This is a genomic window from Lysinibacillus sp. JNUCC 51 (assembly GCF_015999525.1).
Taxonomy (GTDB): Bacteria; Bacillota; Bacilli; order Bacillales_A; family Planococcaceae; genus Lysinibacillus; species Lysinibacillus xylanilyticus.
On sequence record NZ_CP065545.1, the window covers coordinates 185,294 to 202,119 of the forward strand.

Sequence of the window (16,826 nt, forward strand, 5' to 3'; positions counted from 1 at the left end):
CTCTATTTTATTGCGCTACTGAATTCTTTATAAACAGTTTACATTAAAATCCTATTATCTTTCATATGTATATATAAATTCAAATTACCACAACCGAATGATTGTGGTAGGAAATTTTATACGTCTTCTTTATTATTTATTACGTTTTGAGGAAGTGTTTTCTTTGTATTGTTTTTCATTATTTGCATTGTTCTTTTGCTCTTTAGTTAGATCATTTTCTTCACGCACATCTAAATCATCAGGGCTCAAATCTGCTCCAATTTCTACTTGCTCTTCTTCAGTTTTATTGCGCTTTTCGTTTGTCAAAATTATCACCTCCGATATTTAAATTATCCATTTTGGTGTAAATTATACTTATAAATATTACACTATTTCTTCGGTAATAAAGTTTGATGATAATCTGCGAATGTAGCTTTTCTTATCTTAATCAATTTTGCCTCAGCATAATTGCGTCTGGAATAGGCTTTGTGCTTAGGCCTGCGTAAGGGACGACACGATGTCGGTCATTTCGGTAATACCACAGAACGTGGCGTTTTTACCGATGCAGGTCAGTTAGCCGTTATCGCATGGATGCGATGATTAAAGGCTAACATTTTAAGAACTCCTTTCCGATTCCTTACAAAAGTCATTTGCCGAAAGAAGTTAAACCATTTGATAAACATTCAATCATTTTTTTTACAGTCTTCCCGAATGCTTGCTCACCAATTTCTTCTCGATGCAAAGGTAGAAGCATCATTAATCGAAAAATGCCGATTAGAACTTCAGGATCTTCTTCAGTAACCCCATTCCCCTGTAAAAATTTCACAAAATCTAACGAACTTTCTAAATCTTCTTTGGCATGGTCATCGATAAGTTCTTTAGGGAGTCTCTTAACTATTTTCTCATACTCCCCTCTTTGATAAAGATTTTGTAAAAATGCATTTTCTTCTATTGCTTTAAAGGAAATATCAAAAAATCTAATTAAAAGTTCTTTAGGTGGTAAGGATTCACTCATCACCTCAGTAATGATTTTCTTTTTTATTTCTTCTTCTCTTCGCAATACAGCATAAAATAATTCTTCTTTTGAAGGATAGTATGAATAAAAAGAACCTTTTGCAATCCCACATGCATTTACTATGTCATCAATACTTGTTTTAGAAAAACCATACTGAATAAATAACTCTTTACTTTGGGCGAGAAGTGTTTCATGTATTTGTTTCCTCTGTTCAGTTGATATTCTTGCCATCATAGTGCCACCTCTTTATTTGACTATTTGTTGATTTTTAGTCATATATCTGTTAAGTTAATTTTATTAAATTTATTCTTTTTTGTAAAGAGATGGCTTATTCAAAAGGAGAACAGCAATATGAGAATAAAAAATAATATTCCTATCCATGGTTTTATTGCACACGGTTTTGAATTAGTGAAGGAAGAATTTATTAAGAATTTTACTAGTAGAGGAGAAGTCGGAGCTGCATTTTCAGTTTATATTAATGACAAACCCGTTGTTGATTTATGGGGCGGATTTCGAGATCGAAAAACTCGTGCTGAATGGGAGAAAGACACCTTAGTACAAGTATTTTCTGCTACAAAAGGGTATGCTGCATTAGCTTTAAGTCTAGCGCATTCAAGAGGATATATTGATTATGATGAGAAAGTTTGTACATATTGGCCAGAATTCGCTCAAAATGGCAAAGAAAAAATTACAGTTAGACAGCTCCTGGCACATCAAGCTGGTTTGTCTGCTCTCGATAGACTTAATATTGAAAATTTAGAAGACCTAGATACTTCACGCTTATCACAGTGCCTTGCTGTAAGTAAACCTGATTGGGAGGTGGGAAAATTTCATGCGTATCATGCATGGACAATTGGGACATTAATTGCAGAGCTCATTAGAAGAACTGATCCAAAACACCGTACTCTAAAAGATTTTTTCAAAGAAGAAATTGCTGAACCGTTAAACGCAGAATTTTATATTGGATTACCTGCAGAAATTTCGGAAGAGAGAATTACAACTATTGAAGGAATAAACCACCCTATCCAGTTACTTAAAGGAATGACTAAATTGCCGCCAAAAATGTTACTTAACTTTTTAAACTCTAAGTCACTAGTAGCTCGAAGTTTAGTTGATCCTAAAAAATTTGTTGCCAATAATAATTTTAATCATCGTCCTATTCTATCTATTGAATTCCCTTCAGGTAACGGAGTTGGGCAAGTCAGAGGAATGGCAAAAATTTATGGTGCATTTGCAAGCCGCGCAAAAATACTCGGATTAAGCTCTTTAACATTGAATGAATTAAGCATGGGCGCCACACCTCCAAAAGAAGGCTTCTACGACCATGTAAATTGTATTGACATAGCATATTCTTTAGGCTTTTGGAAACACTTCTCTAATATGCAATTTGGTCGAAGCGAAAGCTCTTTTGGACATCCTGGAGCTGGCGGTTCGTTCTGCTTTGCTGACCCAGACGAGGGATTAGGATATGCGTACGCTATGAATAAACATGGATTTGGCATGGCTAATGAACCAAGGGAACTTGCCCTACGGAATGCGCTGTATAGTTGTCTTTAAAGTTAGTTAGATGTTATATCATATCATTAGTGATGTAATTTATATTAAACTATGAATATAAATCAGAAGGAGAATTAATTTATGGCTGAAAAATATGTGCACCACATTTGCATACAAACGAATACATATGTTGAATCTTTAAATTTTTACACTGAAGTATTAGGATTTGAACTAGCACAGAAGTCACCAAATTTCCACGATAGACATTTTAATACTTGGTTAAAACTTGGAGCATTTTATATTGAACTCCAAACTGGAAAGTATAATGAAGATCTGGATACATGCAATTCAAATGCTCAAGGTATTGTACATTTCTGTTTATGGGTTGACAATCTTTGTCAAGAAGTAGAACGATTGAAGAATATGGATGTTCATTTCATTCGAAAAAATGATGAAATTATTTATAAGGTTGAAAATGGCCAGCTTTGTAAGTTAATATCGCCTGAAGGCACTATTATAGAAATTCGTGATAATAAAGGAATTTAAAGTAATCAAGGGATTTTCTTCATCCCTTTTCGTTTTTTTCAGAAATACGCCAGGTCTCATTATAAAAATATGAGACCTGGTCTTTTGTTTAAATGGCTAAATATAGCTATCCTAAATTCTTCACTACTTATAATTCTCTCATTTTTTGTCCAAGCTATATACAAAACCCCTTTAAATTACACAGAATTTTTAAAAGTAGGGATCAAAAAATGAAGAAAACAATTACGTTGATAGTAAGTTTAACAGCTGCACTATTGCTTTCTGGATGTTGGGATTCTAAAGAACCACAAAGAATGTACTATGTTGACGGAATTGGTATCGACTATAAAGATGGTCAATATGAAATTTATATGCAAATTATTAATTTTGCGAATGTAGCTAAATCTGAAGGGCCTACTCCTCAAGCAGCACCGTCAGAAATTGGATATGCTAAAGGTAAAACGATGGAAGAAGCCTTTTTTGAATTATATCGCTCCATCGACCAAAAAGTATTCTGGGGAAATTTGACTTATATTCTTTTCTCTGAGGATGCCTTAAAAAATGAGAATTCCATTCCTGTCATTGACAGTTTTTTACGTTTTCGGGCTACGAGGTATCAAATATTGGCTTTTGTAACAAAAGAACCTATTAAAGAAGTTCTTTTAATCACACCGGTATTAAATAAATCACTAACAGCTTCAAAACTAAGCAATCCATTGCATACAAAAGATCTAAACACATTTGTAGAGCCCGTTGATTTACGAAAACTGGTTATCTTTTTAAATGAGCCAAGTCATGAAGTGAATCTTCCGCTCGTAACAATTAACAAAAAATGGGAAACGATTGATGGACCAAAAACGGAAACTGCATTAACAGGGTTCGGAATAGTTTCAAAGAATGGATTTAAAGGCTACCTAAATGATGGGGATGCAAGAGGTATCCAATGGATGTATCATAAAAAAACTCGAGGAGACGTAACCTTTAAATTAGGCAATAAAGAAAAAGAATACTTAACAGTTGATTTAGAAAAATTAAGTACAACTATTAAACCAATTGTAAAAAACAATGAAGTCACATTTGAAGCGGAAATAAAATTAAATGCCATCATCAATGGTTTCAAAGGAAAAGTAAGCACCGACGAAATAAGGGAAGGTATTATTAAGGAAGTAACAAAAGATATAAAAGCATCATATGAAGCAGGTCTAAAATTGGATGTTGATATTTTCCGCTTATCAGAGCAGCTATATCGAAAAAACGTGAAAGTATGGAAAAAAATACAGAAAGATGGCAAAATCCCATTGAAAGCAGACTCACTTAGTAAAATAAAAGTTACCGTAAATAAAGTTAATCCTGGTCGAAAAACATTTGCTGAAACACTTAAAGAATAGCTATTTTTAACACATTTGTGTCAGCTATCCAACGATATATTCAATCAAAATCTCATTCGAACTATGATTTTTAGTTCTATGTGTTATAATGCAGTTGATGGCTAAGCCATTAAAAGGGCAAGACCAATTCTTAGCTGTAGCGTTGTCACACGCTACAGCATTTTACATTGTTAAAAAAATATCTGGGCGCTTATTCAGACGACGAACCACTATCACTACAACTAGTTGTATCACTATAACTAGTAGAAGGACTGTCCGAACAATCATGTCTATTTAAATCTTCTACGGATGTATTTGTTGAACTATAATCAATATGAGTATTCGAATGATTGGAATGACTTCTTGTTGAACTATCATGATTAGAGAATTCCTTTTTTATTAAGCTAATCATTCCTACTAAAATAATGAATCCCATAATTACAATAAAGAACCCCATTCTTTACTCCCCCTTTCCGATAACAATTCAACTTTATCATCAAAAAACGAGTTGATAAACCATTTTTAACCAATTTCATTAATGGACGCTACTCGCTTTCCTGATGGCGAACGTCCTTAAAATTCGTTCATTACAACATTGAACCCTAACTTTTCAGCTTCTTGACGGACAAAGCCTTCGTCTAAATGCATACACCAAAATTTTGAACGTACATCGAAATTCACTAACTCACTAAGTTTTCGTAATGACAAGTGCACATTGCCCTCATAATCAGCTTTACAAGTATCCACATAAACATAATCGTATGCCATTGGATTTCGTAAAGATTCTTTAAGGTTATTTGTATCTCCTGTATAATAAATAAGCTTGTCATCTATAGATAATTCAATTGAATAAGAAGGAATCTCTTTCACATGACTAGATCTTTCGAAAAGTACTTTACAGATATTAAATGTGTACTGTGTATCCGATTGACATTTTTTTGTTAAGCAATGAACCCCTGGCATAATGCCATTAATGGCCAACAATTCTTCAATTTTCACATCATAAACGGAATATACAGAAACATTAGGTTTTGCCATTTCGCCATGGCTATAATAGCTATAAAAAATAAAATCAGCAAGGCTTCCTACGTGGTCCGCATGAGTATGAGTTATCAATACATGGATGTGATCGATACCTTCCAGTAAATTATTTTCCTTAATGCGGTGAAAAATATTGCTGCCACAATCAATCAGCAACATCTGATGTCCTTCTTTATAATACGCTGAAGTATTACCTAGTCTTGTATTAAATGCACTTCCAGAGCCGATAAATTTCAACATATAGCAGCCTCTCTTCTCCAATTACTTTATTTCACAAACAATATGATTGGTTCTTTAATGCTACCCCCTAATTTTCATCTGTTCAAGAACTATCTATTTAAAGCATTCTGTTTCTATGTTAGTTGTGACCTCTCAACTACAACAGTCATTTTCGGCTTCCTGAACACTTCCCTTTCTTTTTCGAATGTTTCTGGAAAATTTCATAAATTTAACCCCTTTCAAATTTTTTATTTGATAATATTGGAATTAGAACAGAAAAATGAAGGGATGGATTTTATGAAAGCTATTATTTTTGACTTTGATGGAACTTTAGCAAACACATTACCGATTTGTTATTACGCCTTTCAGAATGTCTTCAAAGAATTTGACAATAAAGACCTTTCTTCAGAAGAAATTAAAGCAATGTTCGGGCCATCAGAAACCGGAATTATTAGAGAAAATCTAATAAATCCAAATACAGCGCAAGCTATTGAAATGTATTATAAAAAGTATTTAGAGAACCATTCAAACTTAGTTAAACATAATGTGGAAATTGATGAAATGATCAAACATTTAAAAGACAATGGTATTAAAATAGGTATCGTTACAGGCAAAGCAAGAAGGAGTTTAGATATTTCACTAAAAGCTCTTCAAATGGTTCATCTGTTTGATGTCATAATAACAGGCGATGATGTTAGTAACCCAAAACCTCATCCAGAGGGACTAATCAAGGCACTATCATTATTAAGTGTGCGAAATAATGAGGCTATGTATGTTGGAGATAGTGATGCTGATATACAAGCAGGAATTGAAGCAAATGTACATACAGTAGGCGTTAAGTGGTCGCAGGATTATCAAGCTTCAGAATTTAATATAAAACCTAATTCTTTCTTTAACAGCGTGAATCATTTTATTAATTTTCTTAATATAGGTAGTCGTCATGAGTTATAAATGGTTAGAATGGGCAAAGAAGATCCAATCAATATCCCAGGCAGGATTAACTTTTTCAAAAGACGTTTACGATATTGAACGTTATGAAGAATTAAGAAATTTAAGTGCCCAGATAATGAGAGAATACACTGGATTAGAAATGCAAAAAATCAAGGATTTATTTACGAATGAAACAGGTTATCAAACACCAAAAATAGATGTTCGAGGAGCAGTATTTAATAACAATAAAATCCTATTAGTAAAAGAAAAAATTGATGACAGATGGTCTTTGCCAGGTGGTTTCTGTGAGATAGGTTTGTCGCCTAGCGAAAACATTGTCAAGGAAATTAAAGAAGAAGCAGGATACGATGTAGTCCCTACGAAATTACTTGCTTTATTGGATATGAATAAGCACCCTCATCCACCTCAAGCTTATCATTATTATAAATTGTTTATTCAATGTGAGATTATTGGTGGGCAAGCAAGAAATGGTTTGGAAACAAAAGGTGTACACTTTTATCATGAAGATAATTTACCAAAACTCTCTTTAGGTAGAAATACAGATACTCAAATAAAATTGCTTTTTGAATTCTTAAGAGATCCTCATAAAGATACGATATTTGATTAAAATTTATGAAGTTAATGGCATCATTGGCTAAGAAAGATTGGATTTAACAATCGAGCGCTATTCCTGAGAAAAGTCCAATTTCTTAATTTTAATATTAAGAAATTGGGCTTTATTGTTGCTTTGAAATAAAGTTTGAGCAAAAAACCTCGCTAACCCTTATTTTCCGATAAATAAGAAGAATCCCTTTTGAAAAAAGATTGATCAAAAGGAATTCCTCTTTAGCAGTTTTAAGTTAGGTTTTTATAAAAAAGTTTGATTATTTTCTTCCTGTGTTGCTCAACAACCGAGCCCGTTTGTGGAAAGGACCCATATATATATTATATATTATATCTTCTTAATATTCAGTAGTACCTTTCAACTCATTAACTTTATCCTCAATCAATGGAATTAAATATTTTTCAATTACTTGAGCTAAACCGTTAATTAATATTCCATTATCCATATCTCTATTTATTAGCTTAATCAATTTTTCAAGATTATTTATACATCTATTTTTGTATTCTTTGTCCAAACTCTTAATTTCAGTTATTTCTTCAGCACTATTCCAATATCCTCGTTATACCAGTAAACTAGCGTTAATTCTTTAACATAAATTAAAAATTCTACTCATAGCAATTTTCATTAATTTTCTATTCCAGATAAAATGGCCCTTATGATGATGAAAAGGCAAGCACCCTTTAGTTGAATAACTGTAATACGAGGAACGGTTTTCACCGTTCCTATAGTTAGTTGTATTCAATTGAAGAGGAAAAATCAATAACACTTCTTATGTTTTAATTCGAATATTCTTCATGTAAGCATAAAATTTAATACCTATCAAAAAGAGCGTTGCAATTAAGAATTCAACCATAATAATTTCATATACAAATAATCAAAAGAAAATAATATGTAATTTTAATCTTTTTCATTCTCATTGCCTAATTTCCCCACGTAATCAATCAAAGCATGAAGAAGTATAAGAGGTATTATGGAGTTCAATGAGACTGCAAGCATCCCGAACACAAAGCCAAAAATGGTTGTCCGAATGACACCAGATAAACTCTGATATGTATGTGCAAGACCAAATATTATTGAGGTACACAATAGAACGAACCAAATTGACCATTCTGGAAATAATGTGTTAAATGCAAATATAAGCAATCCGCGGTAAATAATTTCTTCTGTGACCCCTGCTGTCCATGCTACTTTATTCCAAATGGCTTTGTCTTTCTTTGTAACAGGTAGTAACTCAGTAAACGTTATTTGCTTCATTTGTTTTTGCTTCATTATTTTCATCTTATTTTTAACTTTATCACTTATAAAATATCCAATCGCGTAATATAAAAGAAAAACACTATATAATAGAGCTCCCCCTATAACAATATATGTAACAATTGATCCTAATGCTTTTGTGTTAATACTCGGCATTATTACGCGTAGTTCTTCTAATGTAAGTTCAGAATTTGCCACTACTATTAAAATAATTAGTGTCGGTAACCACAAACCTAGCATAACAATCTTATAATAGTGTATCCTGCTTGCTGGATTAGTCAGAACACGTATTTTAAATCTTTGATATAACCAATAACCTATAATTGGTTCATATAAAAGAGTAAACCCAATGAATCCCCATAATATTATGTTCATTTTGTTTTATGCTCCTTTAGCATGTTCTCTATTTTTTCAATTAACCATTTTTCTTCTTGTTTACTAAATGGTGACGAAAATAACTTGCTATCCAACTGTATATCCATAAGTTTTGGTTCTGTTAGTAACCAATTAAATAATTGTGGTACTTGAGAAAAAAGCTCTTCGAGAATAGTATGTACTTCGATATCCGTAAATTGGTTTTTATAAGCTATTTTTAATTGATTTATAATGTTTATTAAGTGTGCATCATAACGAACGTTTTGACCATTTGATACATCATAACTCTCATCTACAATTTCATTTGGTAAATAACCCTTTAACCATCGCTGCTGAGATTCTATATGTAAATTATTATGAATTAATGCAATAAATATCTCTGGCTCAATTACCTGATTTGATTGGGCTAACGAAATTGTGTATTCAAGTAGTTCAATATTCTTTTTAATGTCCACCAATTTATGAAGCAATTTCTCCTTTTGGTACTCTAAAGATTCTGTTATGTCCCATTGTGATTGCCTCATTAGCTGTTGAATATCTTTTAACGAAAATCCTAACGTTTTTAATCCTGTAATTTTTTGTAGTGTAATTACATCCTCATTTTCATAAAATCTACGTCCCGTTCCCGAAATGTAAGATGGCTTTAACAAGTTCATTTCATCATAATAGCGAAGAGTACGGATCGAGACACCTGTTTTCCTAGAAAATTGACCAATTGGAAACATCATTTATTTCTCTCCTTTTCTTTTAATACATTCATTATAGTTTCTAACGTAACGGTAGAATCAATAGTGATTTTTGCTTTTATTTATAAAGAACTCAGGAACAAAAAAATCTTCTTCACAATCTCCAAGTCAAATGTAATTATTTTATTTAAATAAATGGCCCGATTGATGAATAAGGAGAAAATCCTGCATATAACAGGATTTTTGATCAAACTTTTATAAATTATCATTCTAAGATCTAAAAAACAGTTCATCTTTTTATAAACGGTACAACTTTCTTACAAACGGTTAAACTTTGTTTTAAAGATACATTTATATTTATTTAAAATGACTTCTTGAATCTAGCTCTGAATAAATTTCCCCTTAATATTTTCTGGTAAGTCATCCATATTAATTACTTTGGGATCACCAGTATATCCTTCTAAGCTTCTAGGGATACAGACGATTGTTCCTTCTTTAAAAGGTTTTTCTGCAAAAAAACTTACAACCTTTTCATTTCCATCTTTATCATAGCCTACTTGTGCATATACGTAATGACCATTACTATTCGGAGATTGTAATTCCTCGTTAATTTGAACATAGTAGTCTTTTTCTATCAAAGCACCCTTGTCACCACAACCAACTAAGAAAGTAGTGAATAACATTGTCATTGCTAAGAGTTTCATAATCTTCATTTCTTATGCCTCCTCTTTTTATAACGAAATCGTCTCGTTACATAAGAGTATAGATAAACTCTCCACTACCTTAAATTTCGCAACATGACAGTTAGCTGACAAAATTGTCATCTTTAAAAAATCTACGAACTGCTTCCAAAAAACCGGATTTCCTTTACACTAAGGAAATCCGGCATTATTGTAAAAGCGCTATGGAAGATCAATTTTTAGGGTAATTAGCGAAGCTGTTACCGATAAATCAATGATCATTGTGTTTTACTGCTACATATTCTTATGTTTACGAACTATTATTCTAGTTATAATCAAAGCACTTACACCAGCAAGCACAAAGAAGATGCATATAAGTAATTGGACGTTCTGGAAGATATAGAGCAATAAACCAACTTCGTACTTTTACGCCTGAAAGCTTTAGAATAATGGGCACAATCCCCTGTGGTAATGTGAAGATTATCCCCATCGTAACGAGTAGACCTACCAAAACGGACTTTCCTGCAGAGAGATTAGAAAGGGTATCGTCTGTTTGAGCTACTTTATTATCCACAGTTTGAGTTATTCCGCCGCTGTGCATGATAGAGAGGATATCTGAACCATGAGATTCCAAACGACGGTATGCCAAGCGTCCGAAATACCAAGACATGAGTAAGCCGGTACACAATCCCATAGGTACACCGGTCCATATTAGTAAGTTTTGAAGCAGCAACGTCCCTAAGGTCAAAATGAATATTGTAGGTATCGAAACAAAAAACAGCAATATCAACAACAATAAATTAGTTATAAATAATTTCCCTGCGTTCATGTCATCGCCAGAGACAATTGTTCCGCGTCCACGCCGATGAGGATCTGTCACAGGTATGAGTTTGTAAACTGAGAGGAACAAGATTAGTCCTGCTCCTCCACCCCATAGCGATGGAAGCAGAGCCAAAACCCATGCCCAGTCCAACTTGCTGAAATAAAGGAATATGAGAGATATTACGATTGAGACGGGTGCTACAATCAATAATCATGCAATCTGCCTGCCCCGCACATCATTTCGCTCTGCACCCGGTGTAGTAATAGTCATCCAAAGAGCACCGCCATCAAACCCATAAAGATTGTTCGAGAACATGCAAGTGAACATCACAAGGACTACGCCGACCCAGGGCATTAATAAAGTAACATCGCTCAACGATACAAATAAGCCATAGAATAATCCCGTCCACAGCCCCATACGCAATAATCGCCCTCGCTGCGGATCACGCATCCAAGTCTTCAGTTCCTTAAGAACAACTACCCCAATTTTCGAAGTTTTCGGCGTTAGAATGTTGGCCCAAGTAAGAAACAATGATTTATTTCTGCTATAACGATTTATACGTGCCTCATTTTTCGTGCTCCCTGACAGCAGTCTTGCCCATGTCATCAATAGTAATCCACACAATAAAGCCAACCCACAGAGAACACCTACAGCTAAAAAGTAATGGGACCGATTTACGGCTTCGATCGCTACCATAGCCCAACCTGATGGTAATATTCGAGCTGCCAAAGAAATTGCTGGCGACGGTTCCTCTACGAACATGCTAACCGAGGGAAGTAAATACCAACCGACGTTCAGAAAAGCTATAACGGCTCCTATGATCAACGCCCCTAATTCCAAACCTAATCGGGATTTCGCTGCCTCCCCAATGACCCCCATCACCTTGCTCATAACATTGGAATGCTGTTTGTGGTTTTGGAGGGTCTTCTTCTGAGGAATGGCTCTTATAATAATTATTATTTAATAAATTATTATTTAGTGATTTATTATTAATTAGTATTGACGGTTTTTCCGTTAACGGGTATTCCGTCAACGGTTTATCCACCACCGGATTGACCGTTACCGGATTTTCACTAAACGGTTCAACTTGTGGCGTTTCGAACACTGAGAGTTCCACTTTCCTAAATTTACCCCCATTAGTTCTCCCCTGCACTTTGTGAACATAGCCAACTTTCGATAGCTCCTTAATAATGTTAGCAGTAGATTCACGACTGCATTTGCTATGAGTGGCTAAATCAGAAATACAAAAAGACCAATCATCTGGCAATGACAACATGTAAGCAAGCAAACCTTTTGCTTTCCAACTTAAGCGAGTGTCATTCAGAAACCCTTTGTCCAACACAACATAATTCTCCTTTTTACGAACTCTAAATATTGCCATAATGTCCCACCTTTTGTTTTATAAGTACGTTGAGTCATTCATTAACTTATATACTGATTTGACATAAAATAAGGGACTAATAATTTTGATAAAAAAAGAATATCATCGCTTAAGAAGGCAAAAAAATAAGGACATGCTGCAATAGCACGTCCTGTTTTTTCCTTTTTATGGTCCTTCAACGTTTTATTTATATAACTCTTTATAAACAACTACTTTTAGAGCCGTCATTTCTTCGTCTGTTAATTTACCTTCCATTTCTTGTATAACCTGCTCTTTCGTCATTGAACCATTTTGTACTTTCGTTCTTATATTATTAAGCTCCGAAATACCAACTTTTTGAATAATTACTTTTGTAGCCTCTTCTTTTGTTGTAAACGGTAGCTTGCTGCTGTCTGCAGTTTTAGCCTCTTCCATAAATGATTTTAATTGAGGGTCACTTTCAATCGTATTTTTAATTTCATCCATTTGACCGCTTTCTTCTAATTCTGTTGAAATAGTATTAACAACTTTATCGGATGCAAATTTTATACCATAATGATAAACCCCATAACCTATAACACCGAGTAAAATGACAATGACCAGAAGAAATTTAATAAATCTCATACTCTCACACTCCTTAATCTAAACATAATAATACTATATAGTGTAGAAAGATGAGAAATGATAACCTTGCTTACAAGGCTTTTTCATTATCATTCCTCTTTAGACAAATTCGAGTAAAGAATGAAAAAAATCATTAAGTTCGAGACGGACCAGAACACAATCGGCTTCATATGACATTCCCACTTCTAAAGAAACAATAAACTGCTTTGTGAAATTTGATCTGGGGAACAAGGTATTAGAGTTTACGAAAAATAACAATCTCCCGGTTGAAATTTTTGACCGGGAGAATTACATTTATTTAACATACTTCAAATACTTTTTCACAAACTCTACAATGTAAAGCACTTCTTCTTCTGAAATATTGAATCGACTGCTAACTTTTCGTAGTTTGGCTGGTGATTTTAATTGTTCACGCACTTGATCAATTCTCATGTATTTACATTTCCGAGGGTTTACACAATCTCTAATCTGCTTGTAACGAAGGTAAGCATACCGAGCAAACGCATTTAGCATCTCCCTCTCCTGCTCATCTCGTTGTAATTTTTTTGCCGCTTCATCGATCGTTTCCGAATCAAATGTCCATGTACCATCTGTTATTTGCATAGTACCACCTCTTTCATTGCATAAAGTTGATGACAAATATGGCTACACCTTAATTTAATGGCATTAAGATTGCACCCATCTCTTCTATTCATAGCTAGTAAATGCATTAGAAAAAGCCACACCTAGTTAAATGTGACACTTTTTGTATTTTTGTTTAGTTTTACATGCTAAATTCATTAACTCTTAGATACCGCTTCAATAATCTTTACTTTAAAGGAAATATGCACTGTTTAATTGCATCCGGAGACTAAAAACAGAGTTTAAAATTAATATACATAAATCTTCCAATTAACTAAAATGGGAATATAATGACTTTATTAATTAGTAATAAGGGAGGTACCATATGAACAACCAAACTTATGTGAACTGGAGCGGGCATCAACTTAAACTGACATGGTTACAAAATCATAGAATTGACGATTTCAGCAAAGTAACAAGTGTACACGGAGTTTGTTTTTATCAAGGGAATGTTTTGTTAGTTCATGTAGACGGGAGAGGATTTAACTTTCCCGGAGGTCATATAGAAATAGGAGAAACACCTGAAGAAGCATTTCATAGAGAGGCATTGGAAGAAGGTTATGTAATTGGGAATATTAACTTCATTGGAGCAATTGAAGTCAGTCACGAAGAAAACCCTTTATTCAATGCTGATAGTAGTAAGTACCCTTTAATCGGATATCAAATGTTTTATAGCATGGAAATTCAAGAGTGTTTCCCATTTCTTCGAGAGCATGAAACGATTTCGCGCATTTGGGTTGAGCCGGAAGAAGTTCCTTATGTAATTAATGACCATGAGTTTGCAAACACAATATTACAAGCAGCTTTAAGTAACAAGCCTTCTTATAAAATAAATAAGAACAGCATGTAGAAAAAGTGATTGATACAAAATTTTAAAACCTTACCTATAAATTTATTTTTTTAATCTAATTCTCAGGCATTTCACTATATAAATATAGCTACCAAATCATATTAATAGTAGTGTAAAGCTAACCTAGCTTTGCACCTCCTAGTTTGTGGTTTAGGGTCACTTTGGTTCAAGTGACCCTTATCTATTTGTCTTTCATTGTTATCCGAAATCCCTTAACTTTTTCATACATATACTGATAAAGATATAAGCATTATTCAATGAAATATCTCAGATTTTGTATGATTACTTCCAGGCTTTTATATCCATACCTTCCCTCTAAACTCTTTTTTAGATTAATGTCACTCTTATATTATTTTAGTAGTTCTATCATTTATTTTTGATTGTCGCTTCTACTATTGCGAAATAAATTAACTGCAGTAATAATTTGGAAAACCTTTTTCTTGTTATATTCGTATATTTATTTAAAACTAACATATGTGAGGAGACTTAAAATGATTGGTGGATATATTACATGTATTGTTCTTGCTTTTATTTTTATTTTCATGGGTTATCTAGTCCATATAAAAAAGAAACTTTGGCTTATAGCTGGTTACCAAGAAGAAAATTTTATTGGCGATAAAGATAAACTAGCTAAGCTATTTGGTATTTTCTCATACATAGTAGGTATCGCTACTTTTCTATTACCTTTTGGACTTGAATTTTGGGGTAACATTAGCGGTATTATATATGCCGTTTGTATATGTCTAGGTACAGTAGCAACTTTGGTCTGGAAACAAATAATTAATAAACCACTTTAAAAGTAAAATATCCCCTTGAAATTAGACGTGTACATTGTCTACTTCTAGGGGATTATTTATTGTGTCACAGTTGTAACGTTTTTGTTAGTCATTCCACCACTAAACGATACTTTTTCTTTTATCTTTCCGAACAACAGAAAACATGTATAGGCTAAATAATAAAATGATGATGATTGTTACTACTAAAGAATATGTATCCTGAAACTTAAATAATAATAAGTTCAAAGGATTTAATAATCCAACTGTCACCAATAATAACCAAAAGTTTTTTTTTCTTTTTGATTGATCACCGTTATTTAGATAACTAGCCGAAAGCCAGATGAAGAACGGTACGTAACATACGATTGAAAAAGTTAAAAAAGCCACCCCAATAAATGGCATAGACAAACACCTCCTAATAACCTTCCTTATTTTATACGATTGAAATTTGGATTAGTTTCAATTTTATTATTCTATAAAAATGTTGTTTTCTCATTTTATCTCCTATGAAAGCAAGTGGGAGACTTCTGTACCTGTCGCTTCGCTTTCGGTACAAATAACATCTGTACCTGTCGTTTCACTTTCGTTACAGAAAACACTTGTAGCTGACGCTGCGTTTTCGCTACCAGCTAGAAGAAAGTTAAAATTAGTAACTCTTTTATCATTAATTTTTTGGGATTTTTAATTCAAACTGTGAAAAACCAAGATGAATAACCTCCCTTCCTTTGTACACCTGTGCATATTATAGATTGTAGAAGGGAGGGATATTTCATGGGATATTACGGTGGAAATTATGGTAACTGTTGTTACGGAGGATATGGCGGTGGCTACGGTGGTGGCTACGGCGGAGGTGGTTACTACGGCGGTGGCTGCGGTGGCGGTTACTATGGATATGGCCATGGCGGAGGCCATGGTTCAGCATTCGCATTAATTGTAGTTCTATTCATTCTTTTAATCATTGTTGGTGCAACATTCATGTATTAAATTTTCCAATAATTTAGTTTCTATTCAGTTCTATAACGAAAAAAGTTAATGCTATTTATCATTGTCACAATTAATCATTTCCATAACCTCTGTTGCTAAAAATCATATACCTAGTAATAGTAGGATAACTAACCAGCCTAACATACTACAATTTAAAACTAAAAAGGTCACTTCTGTCCAAGTGGCCTTTTATTTTTTTTTCAACTTATCATTTTCTTAAATAATAAAATAAAACCGCAACTATAATATTTGGTAAAGCAATGTATAAGGAATTTAAAGTGATTTTATTGCGTTCATCCCTGTGTTCTGTCGTTTCGGAAGCAAGATTTGCCCTCATCCTATCCCCACTAACCATGGATCCTGAAAAAATCATTGAAATTACAAAGAAGATACAGCCAATCGTGCCTGAAACTAAATAAATCTTTTCCATTCCCCAAATGATCATCGATATCAAAACACCGCAAAGTGATAATAGAACACCAATTAATAAATACCTCAGTTCAAACGCCCCCTTTTTTATTTTACGTTTAATTACATATTTTGTTTCAACTATAAGGTAAATTTTTCACTTGGACTTTATTGTAACTATGTATGA

At 33.4% G+C, this 16,826-nt stretch carries 22 protein-coding genes; 8 read left to right on the forward strand and 14 right to left on the reverse strand.

The window, feature by feature from the left end; all coding sequences use genetic code 11:
- Positions 1-132: 132 nt before the first annotated feature.
- Positions 133-315 carry a hypothetical protein gene (locus JNUCC51_RS01120; RefSeq protein ID WP_337990440.1) on the reverse strand — a complete coding sequence of 61 codons (183 nt, stop codon included), beginning with the start codon at positions 313-315 and terminating at the stop codon, positions 133-135.
- 310 nt (positions 316-625) lie between these two features.
- Complete coding sequence (locus tag JNUCC51_RS01125) at positions 626-1,225, reverse strand: TetR/AcrR family transcriptional regulator (RefSeq protein ID WP_337990441.1); 600 nt, start codon at positions 1,223-1,225, stop codon at positions 626-628.
- A gap of 120 nt (positions 1,226-1,345) precedes the next feature.
- Here JNUCC51_RS01125 and JNUCC51_RS01130 point away from each other — a divergent pair, with 120 nt between their 5' ends.
- The 3 genes from JNUCC51_RS01130 (at position 1,346) to JNUCC51_RS01140 (ending at position 4,404) form a co-directional block, all read left to right on the forward strand.
- The gene (locus tag JNUCC51_RS01130; RefSeq protein WP_337990442.1) at positions 1,346-2,551 is read left to right on the forward strand and encodes a serine hydrolase domain-containing protein; all 1,206 of its coding nucleotides are present in this window, start codon (positions 1,346-1,348) and stop codon (positions 2,549-2,551) included.
- A gap of 81 nt (positions 2,552-2,632) precedes the next feature.
- Positions 2,633-3,037 (forward strand): VOC family protein, encoded by a 405-nt coding sequence (locus tag JNUCC51_RS01135; protein ID WP_337990443.1) that lies wholly within the window; start codon positions 2,633-2,635, stop codon positions 3,035-3,037.
- 209 nt (positions 3,038-3,246) lie between these two features.
- Positions 3,247-4,404, forward strand: a complete 1,158-nt coding sequence (locus JNUCC51_RS01140) for a Ger(x)C family spore germination protein (RefSeq protein ID WP_337990444.1) — start codon at positions 3,247-3,249, stop codon at positions 4,402-4,404.
- Positions 4,405-4,594: 190 nt separating this feature from the next.
- On the opposite strand, the gene JNUCC51_RS01145 is transcribed toward JNUCC51_RS01140, so the two are convergent.
- Both JNUCC51_RS01145 and JNUCC51_RS01150 read right to left on the reverse strand, forming a co-directional pair.
- Positions 4,595-4,840 (reverse strand): hypothetical protein, encoded by a 246-nt coding sequence (locus tag JNUCC51_RS01145; protein ID WP_337990445.1) that lies wholly within the window; start codon positions 4,838-4,840, stop codon positions 4,595-4,597.
- A gap of 116 nt (positions 4,841-4,956) precedes the next feature.
- Entirely contained in the window at positions 4,957-5,664 is a 708-nt protein-coding gene (locus JNUCC51_RS01150; protein WP_337990446.1) for an MBL fold metallo-hydrolase, read from the reverse strand.
- A gap of 276 nt (positions 5,665-5,940) precedes the next feature.
- Here JNUCC51_RS01150 and JNUCC51_RS01155 point away from each other — a divergent pair, with 276 nt between their 5' ends.
- Positions 5,941-6,594, forward strand: a complete 654-nt coding sequence (locus tag JNUCC51_RS01155; protein ID WP_337990447.1) for an HAD family hydrolase — start codon at positions 5,941-5,943, stop codon at positions 6,592-6,594.
- Entirely contained in the window at positions 6,584-7,201 is a 618-nt protein-coding gene (locus JNUCC51_RS01160; protein ID WP_337990448.1) for an NUDIX hydrolase, read from the forward strand. Before JNUCC51_RS01155 ends, JNUCC51_RS01160 begins: the two co-directional genes overlap by 11 nt.
- Positions 7,202-8,095: 894 nt before the next feature.
- Here JNUCC51_RS01160 and JNUCC51_RS01165 read toward each other — a convergent pair.
- From JNUCC51_RS01165 to JNUCC51_RS01200, 8 genes are all read right to left on the reverse strand, one after another.
- Positions 8,096-8,827: a CPBP family intramembrane glutamic endopeptidase gene (locus JNUCC51_RS01165; RefSeq protein ID WP_337990449.1), complete on the reverse strand. Its 732-nt coding sequence runs from the start codon at positions 8,825-8,827 to the stop codon at positions 8,096-8,098.
- A complete protein-coding gene (locus tag JNUCC51_RS01170) occupies positions 8,824-9,555 on the reverse strand; it encodes a MerR family transcriptional regulator (protein WP_337990450.1) in 732 nt (243 codons plus the stop codon). The genes JNUCC51_RS01165 and JNUCC51_RS01170 overlap by 4 nt, the downstream gene beginning before the upstream one ends.
- A 338-nt stretch (positions 9,556-9,893) precedes the next feature.
- Positions 9,894-10,226 (reverse strand): DUF1093 domain-containing protein, encoded by a 333-nt coding sequence (locus tag JNUCC51_RS01175; protein ID WP_337990451.1) that lies wholly within the window; start codon positions 10,224-10,226, stop codon positions 9,894-9,896.
- Between the two features lie 292 nt (positions 10,227-10,518).
- Complete coding sequence (locus tag JNUCC51_RS01180; RefSeq protein ID WP_337990452.1) at positions 10,519-11,103, reverse strand: hypothetical protein; 585 nt, start codon at positions 11,101-11,103, stop codon at positions 10,519-10,521.
- A gap of 123 nt (positions 11,104-11,226) precedes the next feature.
- On the reverse strand, positions 11,227-11,778 hold the full coding sequence (locus JNUCC51_RS01185) for a hypothetical protein (RefSeq protein WP_337990453.1): 552 nt from the start codon (positions 11,776-11,778) through the stop codon (positions 11,227-11,229).
- A gap of 1 nt (position 11,779) precedes the next feature.
- Positions 11,780-12,397, reverse strand: a complete 618-nt coding sequence (locus JNUCC51_RS01190) for a helix-turn-helix domain-containing protein (RefSeq protein ID WP_337990454.1) — start codon at positions 12,395-12,397, stop codon at positions 11,780-11,782.
- A gap of 183 nt (positions 12,398-12,580) precedes the next feature.
- Positions 12,581-13,000 carry a hypothetical protein gene (locus JNUCC51_RS01195; protein WP_337990455.1) on the reverse strand — a complete coding sequence of 140 codons (420 nt, stop codon included), beginning with the start codon at positions 12,998-13,000 and terminating at the stop codon, positions 12,581-12,583.
- 294 nt (positions 13,001-13,294) lie between these two features.
- On the reverse strand, positions 13,295-13,603 hold the full coding sequence (locus tag JNUCC51_RS01200; protein WP_134026372.1) for a hypothetical protein: 309 nt from the start codon (positions 13,601-13,603) through the stop codon (positions 13,295-13,297).
- A gap of 343 nt (positions 13,604-13,946) precedes the next feature.
- On the opposite strand from JNUCC51_RS01200, the gene JNUCC51_RS01205 reads away from it, so the two are divergent.
- Together JNUCC51_RS01205 and JNUCC51_RS01210 are read left to right on the forward strand one after the other, a co-directional pair.
- Positions 13,947-14,471: an NUDIX domain-containing protein gene (locus JNUCC51_RS01205; RefSeq protein ID WP_337990456.1), complete on the forward strand. Its 525-nt coding sequence runs from the start codon at positions 13,947-13,949 to the stop codon at positions 14,469-14,471.
- A gap of 491 nt (positions 14,472-14,962) precedes the next feature.
- On the forward strand, positions 14,963-15,268 hold the full coding sequence (locus tag JNUCC51_RS01210) for a DUF3784 domain-containing protein (protein WP_337990457.1): 306 nt from the start codon (positions 14,963-14,965) through the stop codon (positions 15,266-15,268).
- Positions 15,269-15,367: 99 nt separating this feature from the next.
- Here the strand turns inward: JNUCC51_RS01210 and JNUCC51_RS01215 are convergent, their stop codons facing one another.
- Positions 15,368-15,649 (reverse strand): hypothetical protein, encoded by a 282-nt coding sequence (locus JNUCC51_RS01215; RefSeq protein ID WP_337990458.1) that lies wholly within the window; start codon positions 15,647-15,649, stop codon positions 15,368-15,370.
- A gap of 369 nt (positions 15,650-16,018) precedes the next feature.
- On the opposite strand from JNUCC51_RS01215, the gene JNUCC51_RS01220 reads away from it, so the two are divergent.
- Positions 16,019-16,231, forward strand: a complete 213-nt coding sequence (locus JNUCC51_RS01220; RefSeq protein WP_100542121.1) for a YjcZ family sporulation protein — start codon at positions 16,019-16,021, stop codon at positions 16,229-16,231.
- A 208-nt stretch (positions 16,232-16,439) separates the two neighbouring features.
- Here the strand turns inward: JNUCC51_RS01220 and JNUCC51_RS01225 are convergent, their stop codons facing one another.
- Positions 16,440-16,676, reverse strand: a complete 237-nt coding sequence (locus JNUCC51_RS01225) for a DUF5316 domain-containing protein (RefSeq protein ID WP_337990459.1) — start codon at positions 16,674-16,676, stop codon at positions 16,440-16,442.
- Between the last annotated feature and the right edge of the window lie 150 nt (positions 16,677-16,826).